This window comes from Streptococcus sp. 5004 (assembly GCF_013276755.1).
In the GTDB taxonomy this organism is placed as follows: Bacteria; Bacillota; Bacilli; order Lactobacillales; family Streptococcaceae; genus Streptococcus.
Map to the genome: position 1 here is coordinate 46012 of NZ_VMLP01000008.1, position 22709 is coordinate 68720.

Below are 22709 nucleotides of genomic sequence, written 5' to 3' on the forward strand. Positions count from 1 at the left end.
ATGAAGAAACGAAACCTATCTTCATGTGCTACCCTAATTAGTAAATTTATTTTCCTCATCAAATATTGAAGTTCTAAAATCATCAGTTTGATCTAGATAAGCTTTGAAAATAGCTTTTTTAAGTTTGTAAACTTTACTACTTTCTTTTGGATATAATATTGAAGCATAATTAGTAGCATCTTCTTGCACCGCTTTTTCAATCAATGTTTTTAACTTACTAATATTATCAATAGTTACCGTCTCTTGACGTCTCCAATTAGTTGGATCTATAAAGTTAATATTTGTTAATTTATTAAATTTACTTTCTCGTTCTTTATACATTGCTTTTTTAAAATCAGCCCAAGATGAATACTGGTTATTAAATATCTTATTAAGCACTAATTTATCAGTTACCAATCCTACTTCTTTACCGTATGAATTAATTTTACTTCCATTAGCTTTCGCTTCATTTTCATATTGGTTAGAAATATATGGTACCATACCTTCTTTATATCCTTTTGCAGCTAATAGTTCAAATGCCATACGACGAGCCATTAAATCACCCGGAGTCCCTTTATCACTACTTAAGGCAGAATATATTGGCGAGAAAAGATTGATTGTGTAGTATCCATTTCGTTTATACTCACCTTCATCAATATACCCTCTTCTTGTGATTATATCGTTTTCTATTAAACTATTGAAAGAAGTTAATTTATTAAGCTCATCTAGTTTTAATCTACGAACAACATTTGTTGCGTAAACCTCATTTCCATCAGGATCAGGTTTAAATTTATTCTCAACTTTTCTCAACAGATCATATTTTTGATTGCTATCTAACTTAGCTACTGCTTCTCCTTCTAACATCTCAAGTGTATAAACTAAATCAAATAAATTGTGCATATATTTACGTAAATCTTCTGCATTATTAAATCGTTGAGTTGGATCTTTTACTTGTAGTCTATCAGCATTTTCCGCTTCATTATATTTCAACACAGAGTTTATCGTGATTGTTGCATCATTTGGATGATCAGGAGCTTGAAGTAATCCTTTAGCATAAAACTCTGGTCCAAGTCCATTTCGTCTTCCATAGCCTCCAAGATAAATTTCTCTATCTGAGTTATGTGTCATTTCATGAGTATATGTTACTGCACCAGATTTATCTAGCATACGATAAGCCATATAGTAGAATGCATCACCTGTCGCATATGCTCCATGTTGATTATGAACAACATTGTTTCCAGCAGGACCAAAGAAGTTTTTAATAGCTGGATGATTAGTTTCAAAGTTAGCTTCTTGTAACTTATTATCTTTATCATTTCCAAATCTAAATGCATCATAAACTAGTACACTTCTATATAATTTTTCTTTATTTTCTTTATCTAGAATTTTATACCAATAATCATAATGATCTCTAAATCGTTTAGCCGCTGCTTGTGCATTATCTTCTACAAATTTATTTAATTTCTCTCCCTTAGGATGTTCAGGACTTCTATATCTATCATAAGCACCAAATCCTATAGTTGAAATATTGGCAATCATAAATATCATTTTTTCTTCTGGTAAAGTTAATAACGGTAAGACCATACTTTGATATTTCCATGATGGACTAGTTAATCTATCATAAACACCTATAGAGTGTTCTGTTCCTTGTTCTGACTGCTTAGAACTTACTTCAGGAATAGTAGATTTTTCTTCAACTATATAAGCTTTAGATTGTGTTTTGAACCAGTCGTTATTAGAAGTAGTTGGTAAGAATACTTTTCTATATTCTTCTAATGCCTTGAATAAAGTTTCTGTCCCATAATTTTTAGATAATAATACATTGTAAGTAATTACATTATTTTTAGCTAATAAATTGTTAAAGCCAGATTTACCTAATTCAATAACATTATCTAGAGCTGAACTATTTGATTTACCAAAGAAATCTAAATGATATAATACTAAATCTTTTGCACTTGCATTATCATATTTAAAATTATACCAGCGTTCAAGATATGTTAAACCTAGAAGTAACGCCTCTTTATTTTTCTTGATTTTCTCGATTACATAATTATCAATTATCGAATTACTATTCTCAGCGATTGCTGCATCTGCTGACAGAAGTTTCGCTAAACTATCACCTATAGCTTCTTTTGTTTTTTCAAATTGTTCATCTAGATATAATTCTGTTAATTTTATGTTACTAGAAATATCTAATACTTTTCTAACAGCACCTGAATCATATTGAACAGATTTCAGGTCATTTAAAACAGTTTTTACAATATTATCATAATTATGTAATAGCGTATTAGGTGTGTATATTAATTTTGTATTAGCTATTTCATATTCTGCTACTTTAGAGAAATCTTGTCGATATTTTACATCCAATGTTTGAGAAGTATTATCTGAATAATAAAGTAACAGTTTATTAATACTAGCTTTATGTTTATTAATATCTGTGATTACTTCTTTATCCTTCATTGGAACTACAGACACAACCTCTTTAGTAAATAAATCATTATTAGTGTCTACTAAATTACCATACTTAACAATAGTCTCTCTGTTATAGAAAGGTAATAGTTTCTCAATATTTTTATATACTCTTAATCTGTTAACATCAGCATCTTTTAAGTTTTTATAATCTGTTTCATATCTAGAAGAGAAATTAAAGTCTTCTATCTTAGTATTTTTCTTAGGAACAAGTTCAGCTTTTTTCTCGAGAACTTTATTATTTTCTAATACAGTTCCTCTTTGTATTTCTGAATCTCTACTTAGTATTTCATCATCTACTTGTACTACATTGACTACCTTATTATTTTGATTACTATAAGTGTTAGTTGCTCTTATTCCTTTAAAATCATAACCAGCAATAGCATTACCGTTCGTAACATTAACGTCACTTAATACATTTTTAAGTTGACCTGAGTTTCTTTCATCTGATGATTCTCTATCCCAAAGATACCCTGCAACTCCTCCAACATAACCAAAATGTTTTACATTATTAAGATTTCCTTCAACATAACTATTTCTGATAGTTGCATTTTTATCAACAACTCCCGCTATGCCACCAACAACCTGATCTCCTGTATTAGCATTTGTCGCCATATCAATAGATGAAATTGATCTATCAATCAAAGCACTAACTCCTGAAAGTTTTCCTACTAAACCACCTATTTGATAAGTAGCTTTTGTATCATAAGTATTCGTTATTCTACCAGTAAAACTACTTTCAGAAATTATAGAGTTAGTAACTTGTGAAACTAAACCACCAATGCTACGCTCACCAGCAATTACACCAGATGAATGAACGTTAGTAATGTTAGTACCATTTTTCGCTTCTTTAGCAATTGTAGCAGCATCATCTTTAGAAGAAATATTTGCTTCTTTTATTGAAATATCTTTTACTGTAGCACGGTTTAAAGTTCTAAATAATGGTTTTTTCAGATTATATATAGCGTAGTACTTATCATTATTTTTACCAATTAATGTACCTGTAAACTCATTACTAACATAGCTTTCTTGACCATCTTGAAGTTCTACTTCACGAGCATCCATAGTTGCTCCTAAACGAAACTCTCCAGAAGGATTACTATTCATAGCATCTACTAGATTTTTAAACGATGTATAAACTCCATTTTCACTTCTCACCATCTTAGGTAGGTAGTAAGTGTAATTGTCTAAAGTACTATTGTTTTCATGTTGAATTAAATCATTAGCTTGTCCTACAATTTTATAAACATCTTGATTATCTTTTGTAGCACTTTCAATACTCTTAACGGGTAACATAACATCTTTAAAATTCTCCGATTTTACTTTCATAAAGTAATTTGTTGGATTAGTTGGAACACTCGCAAGTGAAGTTACATGTCGATATTTATTATTTTCTACTGTAAACAATTCCACATTTGAAATATTTCTAAGTTCTAGTTTCTTGTCGACTTGTTTTTCTTCTGCTTTTGGTGATGATTCTTCTTTTCCTGTAGATGTTCCTTCTATTGACGCTGTTGGGTCTGATCCTACTTGTACAGCTGGTTCATCACCCTGTGGTTTTTCTGAATCTGAATTAGATGATTCTGAGTTTTCGTTCACAGTCGAAGCTTCAGTATTTTGTGAATTTGTTTCTTCTTTATTGCCTTCTGTTACTGAAGGTGATGACTCTGAATTACCTGAATCATTTGTAGCATCTACAGATGGAATAGTTGAAGTTTCTGACGTTGGTTCGGATTTATTTTCTTCTCCAGCTGGTTGCGTAGCTGTTGACTCCCCTTCAGAAGCAGTTGATGAAGATTCAGTTGAAGAAACTGAATCCTCCGCTTTACCTTCTTCTCCTGATTCTTTTGGTGCTGGGGTTGCTTCTGCTGGTTGGCTTTGTTCTCCTGAAGTTGTAGCCTCTACCACTGGTGCTTCTGAAACTTCTGCTTTTGGTGTTGTTCCTGAAGCTTCTTCTGTTGAACCTAGAGTCGCTTCTGAACTTCCTTCCGCTGCTGGTGCACCTGTTGTAGCTACTTCTGAACCTGTTCCTGCTTCTTCAGTTTCTTTTACTTCATTTCCTGCTGTTGTTCCTGCTTCTTTTGGAGCTGGTTTCGCTGCCTCGGACTCTGTTACTTTTGGTTCCGGTGCTTCTGTTGCACCTGGTTGTTCTTCTTTATTTTCTGGAGTTGTAGGTGCTTCTGTTTTTGGTTCAGCCAATTCTGCTGACTCTGTTCCTGTTTCTCCTTCTGAAACTGTTCCTTCAGGTGTATCTTCTTTTGGAGTTGTAGGTGCTTCTGTTCCTGATTCTTCAGTTTCTTTTCCTGTTACTCCTGGAGTTACTTCTGAAGCCCCTTCTGTTCTTCCTGAAGCTCCATTTGCCACTAATTCTGTTGAATCTGGTGCTGATTCTGCTGTTCCTGTAAATGTTCCTTCAGGTGTTGATTCTGCTTCTTTAGGCTCAGCTGGTTTTTCTACCTCTGGCGCTGATTCTGTTGGTGCTGGAGACACTGGTTTTTCTGCTTTTGGCGTTGTTACAGTTGGCTCTTCTGCTTTTTGTGCTACTGGAGCTTCTGTTTCTTCTTTAACTTCTGGGCTTGTCTCTGCTGGTGCTTCTGAATCAGGTTCTTCACCCGATTCTTCCGCTCTTTCCACTACTGGTGCTGATACAGGCTGATAAACTGGGCTATAGTTCACAGTCATTTTTTCAACTTTCTCAGTGACATCTGTTAATTCAAAGGTAACAGCTTTTGTTTCCTGATCTTTCTTGAGCAAGACTTCGTAAGTGCGAACTTCGCCACTTGCACCACTTTCTTTGATGACAATCTTGTGTTTTGTGACTGTATCTGAAACCGTTTCAGCTTCGGTAAAGTACAATTCATTGTGCGGTAAGAATAAATTCTTGCCTGAAGCTTGATTCATTTCTTGGAGTACATCTACAGGGATATTACTTGCTTCGCTGATAACACTTAATGTATCTCCCCACTTAATGACATACTTAAATAAATCACCTTCTTTTTGAAGGTCAGCTTTCACTTCCTCAACTGTTCTAGCTACCCAGACACCATCTTGTTCACTGGCTGATACAGTTGGAGCTAAAAAGCCCAGACCTAGCAAAATCACACCTGTCGCAACAATTGCACCAGTTCTTAATTTTCTAAAGCCACGGAGGGACAAGCTTCCTCTAACATTTGTTTGTCTCATAATGTTTATTTCTCCTCACTAGTTTAAGAAATCGCAAGAAAAACAATCTTGCGATTTTATCATACTTACTTTCTCCTAGTATTAGCAAAACCAATTCTCATCAAACTTTAGCACCTCACAAGAGAGATTATAAACTTAGAATAACTAATTTTTATATACTAGACGCATAGAGACTTCTCAACCTTATTTCTCTTCAAATCCTTCTGCGACTGCGTCTGCAAAGTTTTCTTCTACGATGCTTGCACAGTGGTCACAGATGACTGCATGGTAGCTGCGTTCTGCTGTTGTTGGGTCGATACGACGGCAACGGTCACATACTTGGCCTGCAGCGCGTTCAACTGTGAAGGCTACATCTTCGAAGCTAACAGCAGTTTCTGGAGCTAGTCCCTCTGCGATGGTCAATTCAGACACGATTAAAAGTTGAGCTACATTGCTGTTTACTGCTTCGAGTAAAGTTTTCACAACTTCATTTGGATAAACTGTCAAGTGTGCTTCAAGTGATTTACCGATTACTTTTGCATTACGAGCTTCTTCCAAGGCTTTTTGAGCTTGTCCACGGAAGTCCATGAAGGCAGCCCATGTATCCAAGATTTCTTCTTGGTTAGCAAAAGTTTCCGCTTCTGGCAATTCTGATAATTGAACAAAATCTTCTGCTTCAAACTCAAGGTATGACCAGATTTCTTCCGCAGTGTGAGGAAGGATTGGTGTCAAGAGTTTGGTGATTTTCACAAGAATGTCATAGAAGACAGTCTGCATTTGACGGCGTTCCAGTGATTTGGCACCTTCGATGTAAACAACATCTTTAGCAAAATCAAGGTAGAATGCTGACAAATCAACGTTGATAAAGTTCACCAAGGCCTTATAGATTGTCAAGAATTCAAAGTCCGCATAGGCATCACGAATGGTCTTGACAAGCTGGTTAAAGCGAATCGTCATGTACTTATCAACTGAACGAAGTTCATCGTAAGCGACTACATCTTGAGCTGGGTTAAAGTCAGATGTGTTGGCAATCAAGAAACGAAGAGTGTTACGAATCTTACGGTAAGTTTCAGAGACTTGGCTCAAAATATCCATAGAGATACGCACGTCGTTGCTTGAATCCACACTTGTTACCCAAAGACGCAAGATTTCAGCACCAAATTGTTTTTCAACATCACTTGGAGCAATGGTATTTCCAAGAGATTTAGACATCTTCTCACCTTTACCGTCAAGGGCAAAACCTTGTGACAAGATTTGCTTGTAAGGTGCTACACCATGGTTGGCAACAGATGTGATGAGTGATGAGTTGAACCAACCACGGTATTGGTCAGAACCTTCTAGGTAAAGGTCTGCTGGGTAAGTCAACTCAGGACGGTTTACTACAACTCCATTCCATGATGAACCTGAGTCAAACCAAACGTCCATGATATCTGTTTCTTTTTTGAACTCACCATTTGGTGAACCTGGATGAGTAAATCCTTCTGGCAAGAGGTCCTTAGCATCACGTTCCCACCAAATGCTTGAACCATGTTCTTCAAAAAGTTGAGCTACGTGTTCAATCGTTTCAGCAGTCATGATCGCTGTACCATCTTCAGCGTAGAAGATAGGAAGCGGAACACCCCAAGCACGTTGACGAGAGATAACCCAGTCGCCACGGTCACGAATCATATTGTAAAGACGGACTTTACCCCATTCTGAGTGGAATTTCACTTTTTCAATTTCATCCAAGATTTCTTGGCGGAATTTTGAAACAGAGGCGAACCATTGTGGTACTGCACGCCAGATGATTGGTTTCTTGGTACGCCAGTCAAATGGGTATGAGTGGGAGATTTCTTCTTGGGCAAGAAGGAGGTTACCAAGTTTTTCAATAACAGTTGGAACTACCTTTTCATAGAATTGACCTTCAAACTCAGCACCAGCATTAGCCATCATGATACCACGTTCGTCAACAGTGACTGCGACTTCAAGATCATTAGCAATACCGACATTGTAGTCGTCCTCACCAAAACCAGGGGCTGTATGGACAATACCAGTACCAGAGTCAGTTGTAACATGGTCACCAAGAATCACCAACTCATCTACAGCTGTATCCCATGGGTGTTCTGTTACGATGTGGTTCAATTCTTGACCACGGTAAGTTGCCAACACTTGAACATCAGCCCAATCAAATTTCTCAGACAAGCTAGTCAACAACTCTGCAGCAACGACAAACTTACGAGCTTCACCAGCAGGTTGAACCAAAACGTAATCAATATCTGCACCAACCGTCAAACCACGAGAAGCTGTGATGGTAAATGGAGTAGTTGTCCAAACAACGATGTAAGTATCTGTATCTAGAACACCTTTGCCATCTTTGACCTTGTTGGCATAGTAAAGGGAAGTTGAAACCAAGTCATGGTATTCAATCTCTGCTTCCGCAAGGGCTGACTCAGATGACCAAGACCAGTAAACTGGCTTGGCACCACGGTAAATGTAACCTTTATTAGCCATCTCACCAAATACACGGATTTGAGCTGCCTCATAGTCAGGAGTCAAAGTCACATATGGATTTTCCCAGTCACCAGAAACACCCAAACGTTTAAAGTCTTCACGTTGTTTATCTACTTGAGAAAGAGCATATTCACGGCAAAGTTTCAAGTACTCAACCAAGTCCATTTCTTTGCGCTTGACACCTTGTTTTGCCAAAACTTGCTCGATTGGCAGACCATGAGTGTCCCAACCCGGGATAAATGGTGCGTAAAAACCTGACATAGATTTTGAGCGAACAATGATATCTTTTGAAATCTTGTTCATAGCATGTCCAACGTGGATATTTCCGTTAGCGTATGGAGGGCCATCATGCAAGGTGAAATGAGGTTTTCCTTGGTTCAATTCTTGACGACGTTGGTAAAGTTTTGCATCTTCCCATTCCTTTTGCCAAACTGGCTCTTTGGTCGGAAGGCCTGCACGCATTGGGAAAGCTGTTTTCCCAAGGTTAAGGGTATCTTTGAGTTTCATGGTATCTCCTTTATAAATAATAACAAATTAAAAACCACGACTGCCAAAAAGGACGAAAATCGTGGTACCACCTTTATTCGGAAAAAGATTTAGTCTTTCTCCCTCTTATCCCGTAACGTGGGGAACGTCAAATCTTACTAGCTTCAGACTTGAGTTTTTGAGAGGATAATCTTATCGTTAGGGAATGCAGGACTCACACCATCTCCTGCTCGCTGGAAATATAAGGATAAGATATTGTTCTCAGAATATTTCTTATAAAATTGTAACAGATTCTTGCGGTGCTTCAAATCCTGGTGCTGAATCAAACGTTTCTGTAGTTGGTGTTGGAGCCGAAGGATGTACTGGAGCTACTTCTGGTTCTTCGTACATTGGACCAACTGGATGAGCAGGCTCTTCTTCCATTTGAGGACTCACTACAGGAGTTGGATTTTCCACTTCCTGTTTAGCCTGAGCTTCAAATTCAGCCAATTCTTTATTGGCTGCCTCAATACGAGCTTGTAACTCTGCCATTTCTGCTTGAGAGAACTGACGTGTCATATCAATTGGTTCTTCCTCAATTGGAGCTGGAATCGGTTCCCCAAGTACTTCGCTAACCACTTCTTTAAAGGCTTCATCACTGGTTTGAAGATAAGTAGCTGTTGGACGGAGAATATCTTCCCAATCTGAAGATTCAACAATAGCCAACTGGCTCTCAATTGTAGATTTAAGACGTTGGTGGAAGACACGGCTCTTGTTCTTCAATTCTTCTGTTTCAACAGCAACTTTCTTAGCATTATCCGTTGCTTGACGAAGAATCTCGTTTGCCTTATATTTAGCTTCTTCCAACAAGCGTTGCGCATCCTGCTCTGCTTGATGAATGATATTGTTTGAACGTTCATGCGCCGCCTGTTTCACTCGCTCAGCTGTGTCTTGGGCAATCAATACAGACTGGCTCAATGAATCTTTCATCTCATCAAAGTAAGACAAACGCTCTTCTAAACTCTTAATACGCAAATCTTTATCATGATTCGCACGAACAAGATCTTCGTAATCACGAACCACAATATCTAAAAATTCATCGACTTCTTCTGGATCAAAACCTCTGAATCGAGTTCCAAAGGTTTTGTCCTTTATTTCTAATGATGTAATTGGCATTCTATTCCTCACTTACTTAATAATAACTGGACGGTTATTTTTTTCTTCTCTTTTTTCGTTTGTCCCTTATCTTGAAGCAATCTCAAGCGCCCAAATTTTCTCACACTAATCAAGTCTCCAACTTGAACAATATAATCTGATTTGTCTACCACATGATAATTTACTTGGACAAGTTTCTTTTCAATCAACTGGTTTGCTTGATTCCTAGATAGTTTCAAAACATTTGATAAAAGAACATCTAATCTAAAACTAGACACAGATAAATCCAGCTCTCGATACTGTTCTAGCTTATCTATTTTCTCGGTGAAAGGACGGTCCTCCAGCGAAACGGGTATACGGCCAATTTTCTTTAATCCATCTTGAAAGAGAAGAAGAAATTGCTGATTGACCATAATCTGCGCCCGTTCTTCATCTACTAGGATATCTCCAAAAAGTTTCCGTTCAATCCCTAATTGATTGATGACTGTCCCTAAAATCTTAGCATGCGTTAAGTGTTCAAATTTATTGGAATACACTATTTCCTGGAGAGATATTTCAAAATCTGAAAACTCTGGCTGGAAATAATCTGGGTATAATAAAACTCGAACATACTCACTCAAGACGAATTCCCCACTACTGCTACAAGCAAGACCATAGGTTTTGGCCAAAATCTTTAATAGCTTCTCCTGATGAGGATTGATAAAAGGAGTTAAAAAAGGAGCATAGCTATCTTCTACCTTCTTTATCCATTCCATTCCCTTGTCAAGAAATGGACGATCTTCTATGGAGAAATGCTGGTAAATCCCTTTATTCATCCTATCATCGCCAGAAAACGGACTAGGTTTTCTCCTAAAAATCGAATCAAAACAATCGCAACCCAAACAGATAAATCAAGACCTGCTATCTGTAAAGGCAGGCGTTGCAAGGGAGAAAGCACTGGCTTTACCAATGCTACAATCCAACGACCTAAACTGGATTCATAGGCACCTGGAAACCAAGACATGACAGCGAAGGCTACTAAAATCAGGGAGTAAATATCCACTGCATTATAAATCATACGAATTAAAAAAATCATTATCGTACTCTATTTCGCTTCATATCAAAGCCAAACTCACCATTTTGTTCTTCATCTGGCAAGCGAATATCTTCTACATTGACAATGACATTCACTGGTGTCAACAGATACATGGTAGAAGCTACCTTTTTCAGATTACCAGCTAGAACATGACAAGCTCCATCCAAATAGTCCAAACAACGACGGGCCTGCACCTCTGTCATATACTGAAAATCAATCAAAATACTTTCGTTGCCTGCCAATAAATCAACAATTTCTGTTGCGTCTTCATATTTTCTAGGATAACGAACATCTATAATGACCTTATCCGTTGCACGCTGACTCTGATTTGCCAATTCCTGTTGTCTTGCATGAAGTCTGGTGATATTGCTATCTTTTGCACCAGCAGACTGTGAAGGTTGATGCATTGGGAGAGCCGGTTCCTGTGAAGAATTTACTGGAGTAAACACAGGCTCATCTCTTTTTTCATAAGGGAGACTTGAATCCTCATCCTCCGTAAAATAATCTATAAATCTATCGAATCTATCTTTTAAAGACATGGTTCTCTCCTACTTAAAAAATGCTGTACCTATACGAACAAAGGTGGAACCGAATTGAATCGCTTCTTTATAATCACGACTCATTCCCATACTTAACTCAGTCATAGGCATATTTGGAATTTGTTTTTCTTGAATTTCTCTTTGCAAATCTTGGGTCGCCTTGAAAATCTCTTTCAACTGCTCCCTGCTAGCTTCAAAGGGTGCCATCGTCATTAAACCAACATATTCAATCTTATCTAGTCTGGCTAACTCTGGCAAGATTTCCAGCAGTTCCTCTCTCGAAAAACCGTGCTTGCTTTCTTCTTTAGAAATATTTACCTGAAGGAAACACTTGATGACTCGGTCACTTCTTTTTTGAATTTCCTCTGCTAGCTTGACTGAATCCAAAGCATGGAAATAATCAACGTATTGAATGACATCTTTCACCTTACGTCTTTGTAAGGTACCAATCAAATGCCAAGTCACATCTCGATCTTTTAAAGCTTCATATTTCTCCAGAAACTTATCGACACGATTTTCACCGATATGATGAACACCTAGCGGAAGCAAGGCTTCCGCTGTCGGTACATCTACATACTTGGTAACTGCAATGACAGAGACTGAACCACTCTCTCGATGAGCACTCAGACTAGCCTCTGCAACTTCTCGAAAAACAAGTTCTGTATTTTCTTTTACATTCATTTACTTAACGATTTTTGAAAAATGGAGGTGTATCCAATTCATCTTCATCTTGTGATGTTGGGGCTTCAAAGCGTTCAACTGGAGAAACGACTGAATCTGTTGTACGAACAATCGATTCACGGCGAAGATCCCAATCACCAAAAGCAGATGCCTGAGTTGGTTCCAAACGACGTGGATTTTGTTTTGGCAATTCAGCTGTTTCTGCCATATCAAAATGACGATCAAACCCATGTGAATGGGCTGGTTTCACTGTCTCACGGTAGTTAGTAGTCGGTCTAGCTTGTGGAGCCACAACCTTTTCTACGCGGTCTTGACGAACACCCGTTGCGACAACTGTTACACGAATTTCATCACGCATACTTTCATCAATTGAAGTACCGAGCCAGATGTTCACTCCTTGACCTGCTGCCTGGTTCACAATTTGTGAAGCCTCTTCTGCCTCAATCAAGGTTAAGTCGAGCCCACCAGTAACGTTGACGATAACATCCTCAGCACCGTCAATTGTTGTTTCAAGAAGTGGAGAGTAAATTGCCTTACGCGCCGCTTCTACCACACGTTCTTCTCCACTACCGATACCAATCCCCATAAGAGCATTCCCTTTATTTGCCATCACCGTTTTCACATCGGCAAAGTCAAGGTTAATCAATCCTGGATTGGTAATCAAATCGGTAATTCCTTGAACACCTTGACGAAGAACGTTATCCGCTTCGCTAAGAGCCTCCAAGAGCGGTGTTTTCTTATCAACAATTTCAAGCAAGTTGTTGTTTGAAATAATCAATAGAGTATCTACATGCTCACGTAGTTGATTGATTCCTTCTACAGCAAATTGTCCACGCTTGCTTCCTTCAAAACCAAACGGACGTGTTACAACACCAACTGTAAGAGCACCTAAATCTTTGGCGATACGAGCAATAACAGGAGCAGCTCCAGTTCCAGAGCCTCCTCCCATACCAGCAGTGATGAAGACCATATCTGCGCCACTGATAGCTTCCGTCAGTGTTTCTTCGCTTTCTTCAGCAGCTTTACGACCAACCTCAGGTTGACCTCCTGCACCCAAACCACGAGTCAATTTAGGTCCCAACTGAATAACAGTCTCAGCTTTTGTACTGCTCAATGCTTGTACATCTGTGTTTGCTGCGATAAATTCTACACCTGTAACACCTTCGTCGACCATACGGTTGATGGCATTGCCACCACCTCCACCGACACCAATTACTTTAATCACTGCACCTTGAGCAGCAGCTGTATCAAATGAAAATGTCATAATTTATTTTTCCTCTTTATTCGTCAAACATGCTTCCGATCAAGCCACGGAAACGATCTGCTAATTTCGGTTTATTTTGTGAAGCTTGTTGGAAATCCGCCATTGGTTCTGTAGGCGCCACCGGCTCTACTTCTGGAGCTGGAGCTGGTTGAATAGGCGTTGATTGTACAAACTGAGCTGTCTTTTGCAACATCCCACCAAAGCTAATCGGCTGATGACTTAAGTCATTCTCACCTTTTATAGCTCTCTGAGCCAAAAGATTAACTTCTGTTAATTGACCCGCAAATTCTGATAAACTAATCACATGCGCAAAGGCTGGATTACGGATACCAACTTGATTTGGAACATAAAGCTTGACACGGACGCCAAAGACTTCCTGAGCAAGTTCAACCATACCCGGTAAAATGGCATTCCCACCGATTAAGACAATACCACCAGGGAGCTCCAATAGACGTCTTCTATCTAATTCTTGCTTAATTTGTTCAAGGATGTGCTTAATTCGTGCAGAAATAATTTCTGACAAGTAGGCTTCCGTCACTTCGACTGCTTCTACTTCTCCAATAACTTCTACTTGGAAGGTTTCTTTGCTTGCAAGAGGCGGATAGGCTTCCCCATAATTCAGTTTCAAGCCTTCCGCTAATTTGCGAGAAGTTTTCAAGACTTTAGAGATATCCTTAGTTACATAATCTCCGCCTTCTTGGAGAATATTGGTAAACTGGAGTTCTTGGTTACGGATTGTAGCGACAGTCGTTTGACCTGCCCCCATATCAATCACTGTAGCACCAAATTCACGTTCCCCTTCGTTCAAAACTGATTGAACCATTGCTAGTGGCGAAATGATAACATTTTCAACCTGGACACCTGCACGTTCAACTGTCTTACGCAAATTGTGCAAGATAGTACGAGGTCCTGTATAAAGCAAACCACGCATTTCAAGGCGAACCCCCATCATGCCACGTGGGTCACGAATCCCTTGGAAACCATCCACAATAAATTCTTCAGGAATAAAGGTAATGACTTCACGGTCAGGTGTCATACTCTTTGTCAAAGCTGATTTGACAACATTTTCAACATCTTGATCCGTAATTTCCTTGGTATCAGATGTTACTGGAATCATCCCTTGAGTTGGTTCGACCTGCAAAAGATTACCAGGCAAGCCGACATTCACTGATTTAATCGAAATGCCTGCCTTTTCTTCCGCTTGGGAAATAGCTGATTTGATAGCAGTTGCTGCTGCATCAATATCAACAATAATTCCATCCTTTACACCTTTACTTTTGGCATTACTCACGCCAATTACATTTAATTCACCATTTCTCTTCTCGGCCACAAGCACCTTGACAGAGCTTGTTCCAATATCTAGACCTGTAAAAAAGCCTTCTCTAGCCATTACATCGCATCCTCTCTATCTTCCAAGTTTCGCACTTCGTATTATTCCATAGCTAAACATAGGCATAGCTATTCACAGAATATTATAACACAAAAAATTTAATCGTGCTTGCTTTTTTCCTAAATTTCCCAGCCAATTTTTGAATTTGTCTATTCAGAAATTTTTGTTTTATAGGCTACTTGTAAAACACTCTAAGACAAAAAAAGAAAGCTCTGTGTTAAGCTTTCTTTGCAATCATTTTTTCTGCTTCTTGTTCTAAAAATAGTTCCAAGATTTTCTTTGTTAACGTAATCGCTGCTGACAGGGCCAGAGAAACGATTAAATAATTAGCTATTAAGCCATGGTCTCCAACCAATGGTGGTTTTGTCAGGAATCCGTAATCTCCACCTGTTACCGAATTGACCACAAAAATCAAGGCATTTAATGCAAAGGTCATGAGAAAAATTCCCTTCACATCCAACAATCGCGCATTATACTGTCTCAATAGATAAACTAGAGAGTTCCCCAAGAGTGCTAAATGCCCAAAAATAAAGGATAAAATGGTGATATGGGGGAAAGGATAGGCATCTGACACTGGATAAACAAAGGCTGCTAATGTCCCAAATGTTCCTAGTAATGCAAAATACTGCCTATATTTAGACTGACCAGGAAGCAAAAGCACCACAAACATAGCCATACGGCAATGGTAAAAGGGTAAGCTTTCTGATAGTGGCATATGGTTGACCCCATACCAACCATAAAGTAGGATTAACTGAACGGCCTGTAAAATCTGGAAAAATCGTTGGTAAACCCTCGTTTCACGATAGCGATAGGCTGTATAAAAGGTCAAACCCAAGAGTGTAAATATACTGATATACCAAAAAAGATCAAACTTGGGTGGTTCTGTTGCTTGGGTCGTAAAGAAAATATCCCATAAATTCATCTAGTCTTCCTCATGATTCAAAATTTTCCTGCATTTTATTATACCATGCTATTTGTCAAAAATGGATTTAGAAATACGATAATCATCTTCTTAGTCAAGATATTGCTCCCTCTGACCTTGATAAACCTGCCAAAGAAGCTCTATTTGCTCCTTGGTAATGCGTTTTTCAGATAAGACTGGCAGTTGGTCAATGGCAAAAAATTGAAGGTCAGCAATTTCTTGATTTTCTTGGAATTGTCCATCAAGAAGCTTACATTCAAAAACAAACTTTGCATATTGCTTGCTCTGTAGTTGGAAACGATTGGTATCAAAAACAGCTAGTAGTCGTTCAACTTTGGCTTTAAAACCGGTTTCTTCTTCAATTTCCTTGAGAATATTTTCTGTTGGAGAATAACCAACCTCACCAAAGCCACCTGGCAAAGCCCAATCATTCTCTCCTTGTCCCCTAACCAGACAAATCTTTTCGTCCTCAACAATCCAAGCACGGACGTCCATTAACGGAGTTGCATAAGCGGAAGTTGGCTTCAAAACTTCTGCCACTTCTTCGGCATCAAGGTCTGATGCTTGATTCAACATTTCAGATAACAGACTTCGCAAGTCTTCATAGCGCTCACGGTCGAAAGGATCTTTTGTAAAGGTTAATCCAGTATCTGTAAGGGCAATCATTCTTTGAAGATACTTGGCAAAATCACTAGCATTCATTTTCTAAACTTTCTACCAGCTTAGCTAGATTCATGGAGTTAGAGCCCTTGAGCAAGATTTGATCATTAGCTCCTAGACTTTCCTTGACCTGCTTAACTAGGTCTTCAAATTGGTCTTGGTTTTCTGTTTTCTTGAAGTAGTAAACGTGGCCGATTGGGAACATTTGACTAGCAAGTTGGGCTAATTCAGCAATGTCTTCTCCATAGAAAATAACGGTATCCAGCACATCTGGCGAGAGGCTCAAAATCATCTGGTTATGGAGCTGAACTGACTGGTCACCAAGTTCCTTCATGTCCGCCAAGACAGCGATTTTCTTGCCACCTTCGTTGGCTGGAATGGCAGAGAAAGTCTCTAAAATCAGCTTCATAGCAGTTGGATTGGCATTGTAAACATCTGATAAGATATCTGCTCCATTGGCTGCTTTCTTCCATTCGGTACGGTTACGCGTCAATTCAAGGTTTTGGAAAGCCTTATGAATTTGCTCCTCTGAAACCCCTTCTTGTAGGGCAACATAAGACGCAATCATGGCATTAGTGGCATTGTACTTACCAGTCACCGGTAAATCAAGCGCTTGTTCCAAGAAATTAGCCTTAAAGGTCAGACTGTCCTTGCGCTCAATCAAGTCTGTGATTTCCAGCTCTGCTCCTTGCCCAAAACGGACCACCTTTTTATCAGCTGGCAGGTAGGCCTCTACAATAGGGTCAGCCGGAGCTAAAAGCAAGGAACCTTCAGCCATGCCATCTGCAATTTGCATTTTCCCTTTAGCAATCTCAGAACGGTCTTTGAAAAAGGCCAAATGGGCTTCTCCAACCAAGGTCACGATGGCTGCTTTTGGACGAGCCAATTCAGACAAGAGATGAATATCTCCCAAGTGATCCTGCCCCATCTCCAAGACCAACTTTTCTGTTCCTTCAGGCATATGGAGAACTGTGTAGGGAAGACCAATCTCGTTGTTGTAGTTTCCTTGTGTTTTGTAGGTTTTGTAGGTTGTCGATAGCAAGTGTGCCAACATATCCTTGGTCGTTGTCTTACCATTTGAACCTGTAACTGCAAAGACATCAACTGCCGTTTTTTCAAGATAGTAGGCAGCTAGTTGTTGAAAGGCAGTCAAAACGTCATCTACCAGAATATAAGGATAATTTGCAAGCTCTTTCTCAGACAGGGTTGCTGCTGCACCATTTTCAAAAGCTCTTTCGATAAAGTCATGACCGTCACGCGCACCTTTAAGTGGCACAAATAAATCTCCTGTCGCAATCAAACGACTGTCAAACTCAGCCTTTTCTAACTGGGTGTCCTCAAAGATGCTGATATCATTTTTAGCTCCGACAACTTGGGCCACTTCATGAATTGTTAATTTCATTTCTACTCCTTTAAAAAGGGTCGAAATCCGAGAACTCTAGTCACCTTGCAGTGATGGTTCTGGCTTCTACCCTCTCTTTCATTTTATAGCAAATGCGCTTCGCGCTTGTCAAAACTTTCCTTGGCAAGGTCAACCAAACGCTCGATTAAGTCTGGATAGCTGATTCCCATATTGTCCCAAAGAAGTGGATACATTGACCACTGGGTGAAACCTGGCATGGTATTGAGCTCGTTTAGGAAAACCTCTCCCTTATCTGTATAGAAGAAATCGCAACGAGATAGACCGAGCCCACCAATCGCACGGAAAGCTGTTTCTGCATTTTGGCGCATGACAGCTACTACATCATCACTGATTTTGGCTGGGATGTCCATAGTAATCTTGTTGTCAATATACTTGGCATCGTAGTCATAAAAGGCAACATCCTTGACTACTTCTCCTGGAAGGGTGCTTTTGACATCGTAGTTGCCCAGTAGACCAACCTCGATTTCACGGGCATTTACCCCTTGCTCTACCAAGACACGACTGTCATATCGGAAGGCAAGTTCCAAAGCTTGGCGGAGTTCTTCTTGATTTTCAGATTTAGAAATACCGACACTAGAACCCATGTTTGACGGCTTAGTGAAGACTGGATAAGCCAATTTTTCTTCCACTTCAGCGATTTTAGCAGTCACATCATCCCCTTCAACGATAGCCACATAAGAAACTTGGGCAATGCCAGCAGATTCTAACACACGCTTGGTCGTGATTTTATCCATGGCAAGACTCGATGACAAGATATTGCAGCCGACATACGGCATTTTCAAAACTTCCAAGAATCCTTGAACAGAGCCATCTTCTCCCATCGGACCGTGAAGAACTGGAAAGACAACTGCCCCTTCTTCGTAGATGGCACTTGGTACAACTTTCTTATCCCAATCAATGGTCGCATTGGTCATGAGACGGTCCTCTTGACCTGGAGTCTGACTAAATTCCTGCGTTTTGATAAAGTCACCTGACTGGCTGATGAAGAAAGTCTTGACTGTGAAACGGTCGTAATTAACCGCACGCATGACACTTTCCGCTGAAAGGACAGAGACTTCGCGTTCCGCACTCCGTCCACCATATAAAAGAATAATCGTTTGTTTCATATTATTTGTCCTAATTCTACTAGAATACTCGCTCTTTAGTATATCATATTTGCTTGTTTTTTTAAAACTTGAACCTGATCCTACTCATCACACTATACAAAAAGAGGCCGATATGAACGATTTTCAGCCTCCTTGATTTTTTATAAATGAATGGAGTTCGTAAATTTATCTAGACTTACAACTCTGTTCGATTTTCAATAGCCCGTAAGAGGGTGACTTCGTCCGCATACTCGATATCTGCTCCCACAGCAAGGCCTCGTGCCAGACGCGTAACCTTGATCCCAGCTGGCTTGAGTAAGCGGGAAAGATACATGGAAGTCGCTTCCCCATCTGCTGTGGCATTGGTTGCTACGATTACTTCTGAAACCTCACTATCCATCAGACGAGTCATGAGACTCTTGAGATTGATATCATCTGGACTAATACCATTCATGGGAGAAATGAGTCCATGCAGGACATGATAGAGTCCATGGTATTCTTGGATATTCTCCATGGCTGCCACATCGCGACTATCTTCGAGAACTAAAATCGTTGTCTGGTCACGAGTCGGATCGGTACAGATAGAGCAAGGATCGTCATCAGTCAGGCGACCGCAGATGGAACAGTAGGTCAGCTCTCTCTTAGCAGAAAGGAGATTTTTAGCAAATTCATTGACATCGTCATCAGACATTCCAATAGTATAGAAGGCCAGACGTGTAGCCGTCTTAATCCCGATACCCGGTAACTTAGAATAACTGTCAATTAGCTTAGCAATAGGTGTTGGATAAAGCATCTGTTCCTTTCTAATTCATTGGATGATGTTGGTTATAGAGGTTGATAATATCGCGCGCAATGGAAGGTCCGACACCATTTGTAAGGTTGGTGTTATGAGGGAAGACAACAGCTACAGCGATTTGAGGATTATCTGATGGTGCATAGGCCACAGCATTGGTATTGTTAGCTTCTTGACCTCCCTCAACATAACTTTCGGCAGTACCTGTTTTTCCACTAATGGATACCGCTGCGCCATTTGAAAAGGCACGACCGGTTGTCAATCCACTAGTCCCATGAGCAACCTGATAAAAACCTTGGTGCAAGACACTCATATCGGAGTCGGATATATTGACCTTATTCATCTCTGTCGGTTGCAGTTGCTGAATCAAGTCGCCCAGGCCTCCCTTATCATTATTTCCATAAATACCTTCCACAATACGAGGAGCCACACGAACACCATCATTTGCAATAGTTGCTACATACTGAGCCAACTGCATGGGCGTATAGTTATCAAACTGCCCAAAGGCATTGGTGATGTAATTAGCAAAGCTATACTCTTTGGGAACAAATCCAGTAGATTCATCTGGTAGGTCAATTCCGGTCGCAGCCCCCAAGCCATATTCGCCAAAGGTCGCACGAAGTTTTCCCATAGCTGTTTCCAAATTGCTGGTTCCAACAAACATATTTGGTTGATAGGTCTGGCCCATGATTCCAAGAGCGGTTTGAACCATGTAAGCATTAGATGAATACTCCAAGGCTTCCACAGCTGTAATAGGAAAAGATCCATATGCCAATTTATACCAAGAATAAATTGGAGCTGAACCTTGGAAAACAATAGGCTGATCTGTTAAGGTTTGGTTTCCTGATAAAACACCATTTTCCCAACCTGAGCTGATGGTAGCGGCCTTAACTACTGACCCTGGGACAAAGACATTGGTTACCGTTCCCAAGGAATCAGGAGTCAACTCTCCCGTTTTCAGGTCATGTTTGAGTCCTGACATAGACAAAACAGCACCTGTTTTGGGGTTAAGGGCGACTGCATACACACCCTCAGAATACTTGGCTCCACCATTTCCTAGCTCGGAATTGAAATAACTTTTCAGCAAAGCATCCACGCTATCTTGGAAGGCCAAATCAATGGTCAGTTTGATATTGTTTCCCTTACTACCTTCCTCAATTGTGTCCACGCTTTCCATATTGCCATATTTATCCAGATGGATTTCTTTTACCGAGCGTTTTCCTTGTAAGGTCTCTTCATATTGCTTTTCCAAATACGAGGTTCCAACACGGTCATTTAGAGAATAGCCTTTTTTAAGATAGGATTCTGCTTCTTCCGCTGGGAGACCAGCTTTTTCACTGGATACACTCCCTACTATAGAAGAAAGGGAAGTTTCCAAAATCTTTCGATCCCAAGAAGTAGAAATACTAATGCCAGGCATCTCCTTTGAAATAGAGGCAATAACAGCCACCTGAGAATCATTTAGAGGATCTGTCGCAATGGTTCCTGTCGCAAAGTTTCCAACAGCATTTAACTGACTAAAAAGATAGATTTCTTTCTTTTCATCCTCTGTATAGTTTAGTTGACTTGTTGGGACACTATCGACCGCATTGTTATACAGTTCTGATTCGGATAGGCGATTGCCATCTGAATCCAAGCGTTTCTCACTTGGGAGAGCTTCCACTGTTTTTTTATAGATTTCAGGATCAGCCAAATAGTAATCAGCCAGCTGGCGTTCTGTCAAATTTGGCGAACTGATGCTCACATAAGTCAGTAACTTTTTAGCTATTTCTTTTAAGTCTGTAGCCGTCATTTTATTGCTACGCGTAAAGGAAACAACCTGTTTTAACGTATTTTCTACCAAAGGTTTTCCACTAGCATCATAGATTTCCCCACGGGCAGAACTGGTTGTGACCTTGGTCTGACTAGCTGAGGCTAGCTTTTTTTCGTAAAAATCCTTGTTCAAAATCTGCATATACAACAAACGACCAATAATGGTCATAAAGAGTAAAATGACGATTGAAAACAATAAATTAAGCCGAATCGGAATCGAATGGCTGTTAAATTTTCTCATACAAATCAGTCTCATTTCTAACTTAAAATCTTACTCTTAATTGTACCACAATTTGAGCAGAAAATTATGGAAAAGAAAGAAGCTTTTTTTCGTTTTTACAGTAAGATACGTTTTTATTTATCCATCCCTATATTATATGTTATAATGAATGTAAAAGTTCAATAATCTAGTCTTTTTCCAACACGACTCATTTAAAGGAGCCTTCCCTATGGACAAACCAGATATCGCAACTGTCATTGATTCACATTTTGAAGAAATGACAGACCTAGAGCAAGAAATCGCTCGCTATTTTTTACAAGCAGAAACCATTCAAGATGACCTTTCCTCCCAACAGGTCACTCAAAAATTACATATCTCTCAGGCTGCTCTGACCCGCTTTGCTAAAAAGTGTGGCTTTACAGGTTATCGAGAATTTATTTTCCAATACCAACATGAGGCAGAACATCAAGCCAACCAAGTCTTCAAGCACAGTCCACTGACCAAACGAGTCCTCAGAAGCTATAGCAATATGCGGGAACAAACACAAGACTTGATTGACGAAGTCCAACTAGAACGAATTGCCCAATTAATCGAAGATGCTGAGCGTGTCTACTTCTTCGGAACAGGTAGTTCTGGCCTTGTTGCTCGTGAAATGAAATTGCGCTTCATGCGTCTGGGTGTGGTCTGCGAAGCTTTGACCGATCAAGACGGCTTTGCCTGGACAACCAGTATTATGGACGAAAATTGTCTCGTACTTGGTTTCTCACTTTCTGGCACAACTCCCTCTATTTTAGACAGTTTATTAGACGCTAAGGAGATGGGGGCAAAGACGGTACTCTTTTCAAGTGTTCCCAATAAAGATAGTCAGGTCTACACAGAGACTGTTCTTGTAGCCACCCACAGCCAGCCTTCCTATATCCAACGAATATCCGCTCAACTTCCTATGCTCTTCTTTATCGATTTGATTTATGCCTACTTTTTGGAAATCAATCGTGAAAACAAGGAAAAAATCTTTAATAGCTACTGGGAAAATAAGAAACTCAACGGCTATCGTAGACAAAAACGCGTCAGAAAATCCTAGTTTGGCTGAGCCAAACTAGGATTTTTATTCATCACCAAACATAC

16 protein-coding genes are annotated in these 22709 nt (G+C 39.6%); 1 reads left to right on the forward strand and 15 read right to left on the reverse strand.

Annotated elements, in window-relative coordinates; all coding sequences use genetic code 11:
• Window positions 1–33: 33 nt before the first annotated feature.
• From HT685_RS03235 to pbp2b, 15 genes are all read right to left on the reverse strand, one after another.
• Window positions 34–5631 (reverse strand): ZmpA/ZmpB/ZmpC family metallo-endopeptidase, encoded by a 5598-nt coding sequence (locus HT685_RS03235; RefSeq protein ID WP_173278948.1) that lies wholly within the window; start codon window positions 5629–5631, stop codon window positions 34–36.
• Between the two features lie 183 nt (window positions 5632–5814).
• A complete protein-coding gene (ileS, locus tag HT685_RS03240) occupies window positions 5815–8607 on the reverse strand; it encodes an isoleucine--tRNA ligase (protein WP_173225755.1) in 2793 nt (930 codons plus the stop codon).
• A 252-nt stretch (window positions 8608–8859) separates the two neighbouring features.
• Window positions 8860–9741: a DivIVA domain-containing protein gene (locus HT685_RS03245; RefSeq protein ID WP_345789531.1), complete on the reverse strand. Its 882-nt coding sequence runs from the start codon at window positions 9739–9741 to the stop codon at window positions 8860–8862.
• Between the two features lie 8 nt (window positions 9742–9749).
• Window positions 9750–10535, reverse strand: coding sequence for an RNA-binding protein (locus HT685_RS03250; RefSeq protein WP_173225752.1), 786 nt, complete (start codon window positions 10533–10535; stop codon window positions 9750–9752).
• Window positions 10532–10795 (reverse strand): YggT family protein, encoded by a 264-nt coding sequence (locus HT685_RS03255; RefSeq protein ID WP_100104129.1) that lies wholly within the window; start codon window positions 10793–10795, stop codon window positions 10532–10534. The genes HT685_RS03250 and HT685_RS03255 overlap by 4 nt, the downstream gene beginning before the upstream one ends.
• Window positions 10795–11334: a cell division protein SepF gene (locus HT685_RS03260; RefSeq protein WP_173225748.1), complete on the reverse strand. Its 540-nt coding sequence runs from the start codon at window positions 11332–11334 to the stop codon at window positions 10795–10797. Before HT685_RS03260 ends, HT685_RS03255 begins: the two co-directional genes overlap by 1 nt.
• Window positions 11335–11343: 9 nt before the next feature.
• Entirely contained in the window at window positions 11344–12015 is a 672-nt protein-coding gene (locus HT685_RS03265; RefSeq protein ID WP_173225744.1) for a YggS family pyridoxal phosphate-dependent enzyme, read from the reverse strand.
• Between the two features lie 4 nt (window positions 12016–12019).
• Window positions 12020–13279: a cell division protein FtsZ gene (ftsZ, locus tag HT685_RS03270; RefSeq protein WP_000144272.1), complete on the reverse strand. Its 1260-nt coding sequence runs from the start codon at window positions 13277–13279 to the stop codon at window positions 12020–12022.
• Window positions 13280–13295: 16 nt separating this feature from the next.
• Window positions 13296–14669 (reverse strand): cell division protein FtsA, encoded by a 1374-nt coding sequence (ftsA, locus tag HT685_RS03275; RefSeq protein ID WP_173225738.1) that lies wholly within the window; start codon window positions 14667–14669, stop codon window positions 13296–13298.
• Window positions 14670–14886: 217 nt separating this feature from the next.
• Window positions 14887–15591: a TIGR02206 family membrane protein gene (locus tag HT685_RS03280; RefSeq protein WP_173225735.1), complete on the reverse strand. Its 705-nt coding sequence runs from the start codon at window positions 15589–15591 to the stop codon at window positions 14887–14889.
• Window positions 15592–15681: 90 nt separating this feature from the next.
• Window positions 15682–16293, reverse strand: coding sequence for an NUDIX hydrolase (locus HT685_RS03285; protein ID WP_173225732.1), 612 nt, complete (start codon window positions 16291–16293; stop codon window positions 15682–15684).
• Window positions 16283–17653, reverse strand: a complete 1371-nt coding sequence (gene murF, locus HT685_RS03290) for a UDP-N-acetylmuramoyl-tripeptide--D-alanyl-D-alanine ligase (RefSeq protein ID WP_173225729.1) — start codon at window positions 17651–17653, stop codon at window positions 16283–16285. Before murF ends, HT685_RS03285 begins: the two co-directional genes overlap by 11 nt.
• 83 nt (window positions 17654–17736) lie before the next feature.
• Entirely contained in the window at window positions 17737–18780 is a 1044-nt protein-coding gene (locus tag HT685_RS03295; RefSeq protein WP_173225726.1) for a D-alanine--D-alanine ligase, read from the reverse strand.
• A 175-nt stretch (window positions 18781–18955) separates the two neighbouring features.
• Window positions 18956–19552, reverse strand: a complete 597-nt coding sequence (gene recR, locus HT685_RS03300; RefSeq protein WP_000966754.1) for a recombination mediator RecR — start codon at window positions 19550–19552, stop codon at window positions 18956–18958.
• Window positions 19553–19562: 10 nt separating this feature from the next.
• A complete protein-coding gene (gene pbp2b / locus HT685_RS03305; protein ID WP_173225722.1) occupies window positions 19563–21620 on the reverse strand; it encodes a penicillin-binding protein 2B in 2058 nt (685 codons plus the stop codon).
• A gap of 193 nt (window positions 21621–21813) precedes the next feature.
• On the opposite strand from pbp2b, the gene HT685_RS03310 reads away from it, so the two are divergent.
• A complete protein-coding gene (locus tag HT685_RS03310; protein WP_173225719.1) occupies window positions 21814–22665 on the forward strand; it encodes a MurR/RpiR family transcriptional regulator in 852 nt (283 codons plus the stop codon).
• Window positions 22666–22709: the final 44 nt, after the last annotated feature.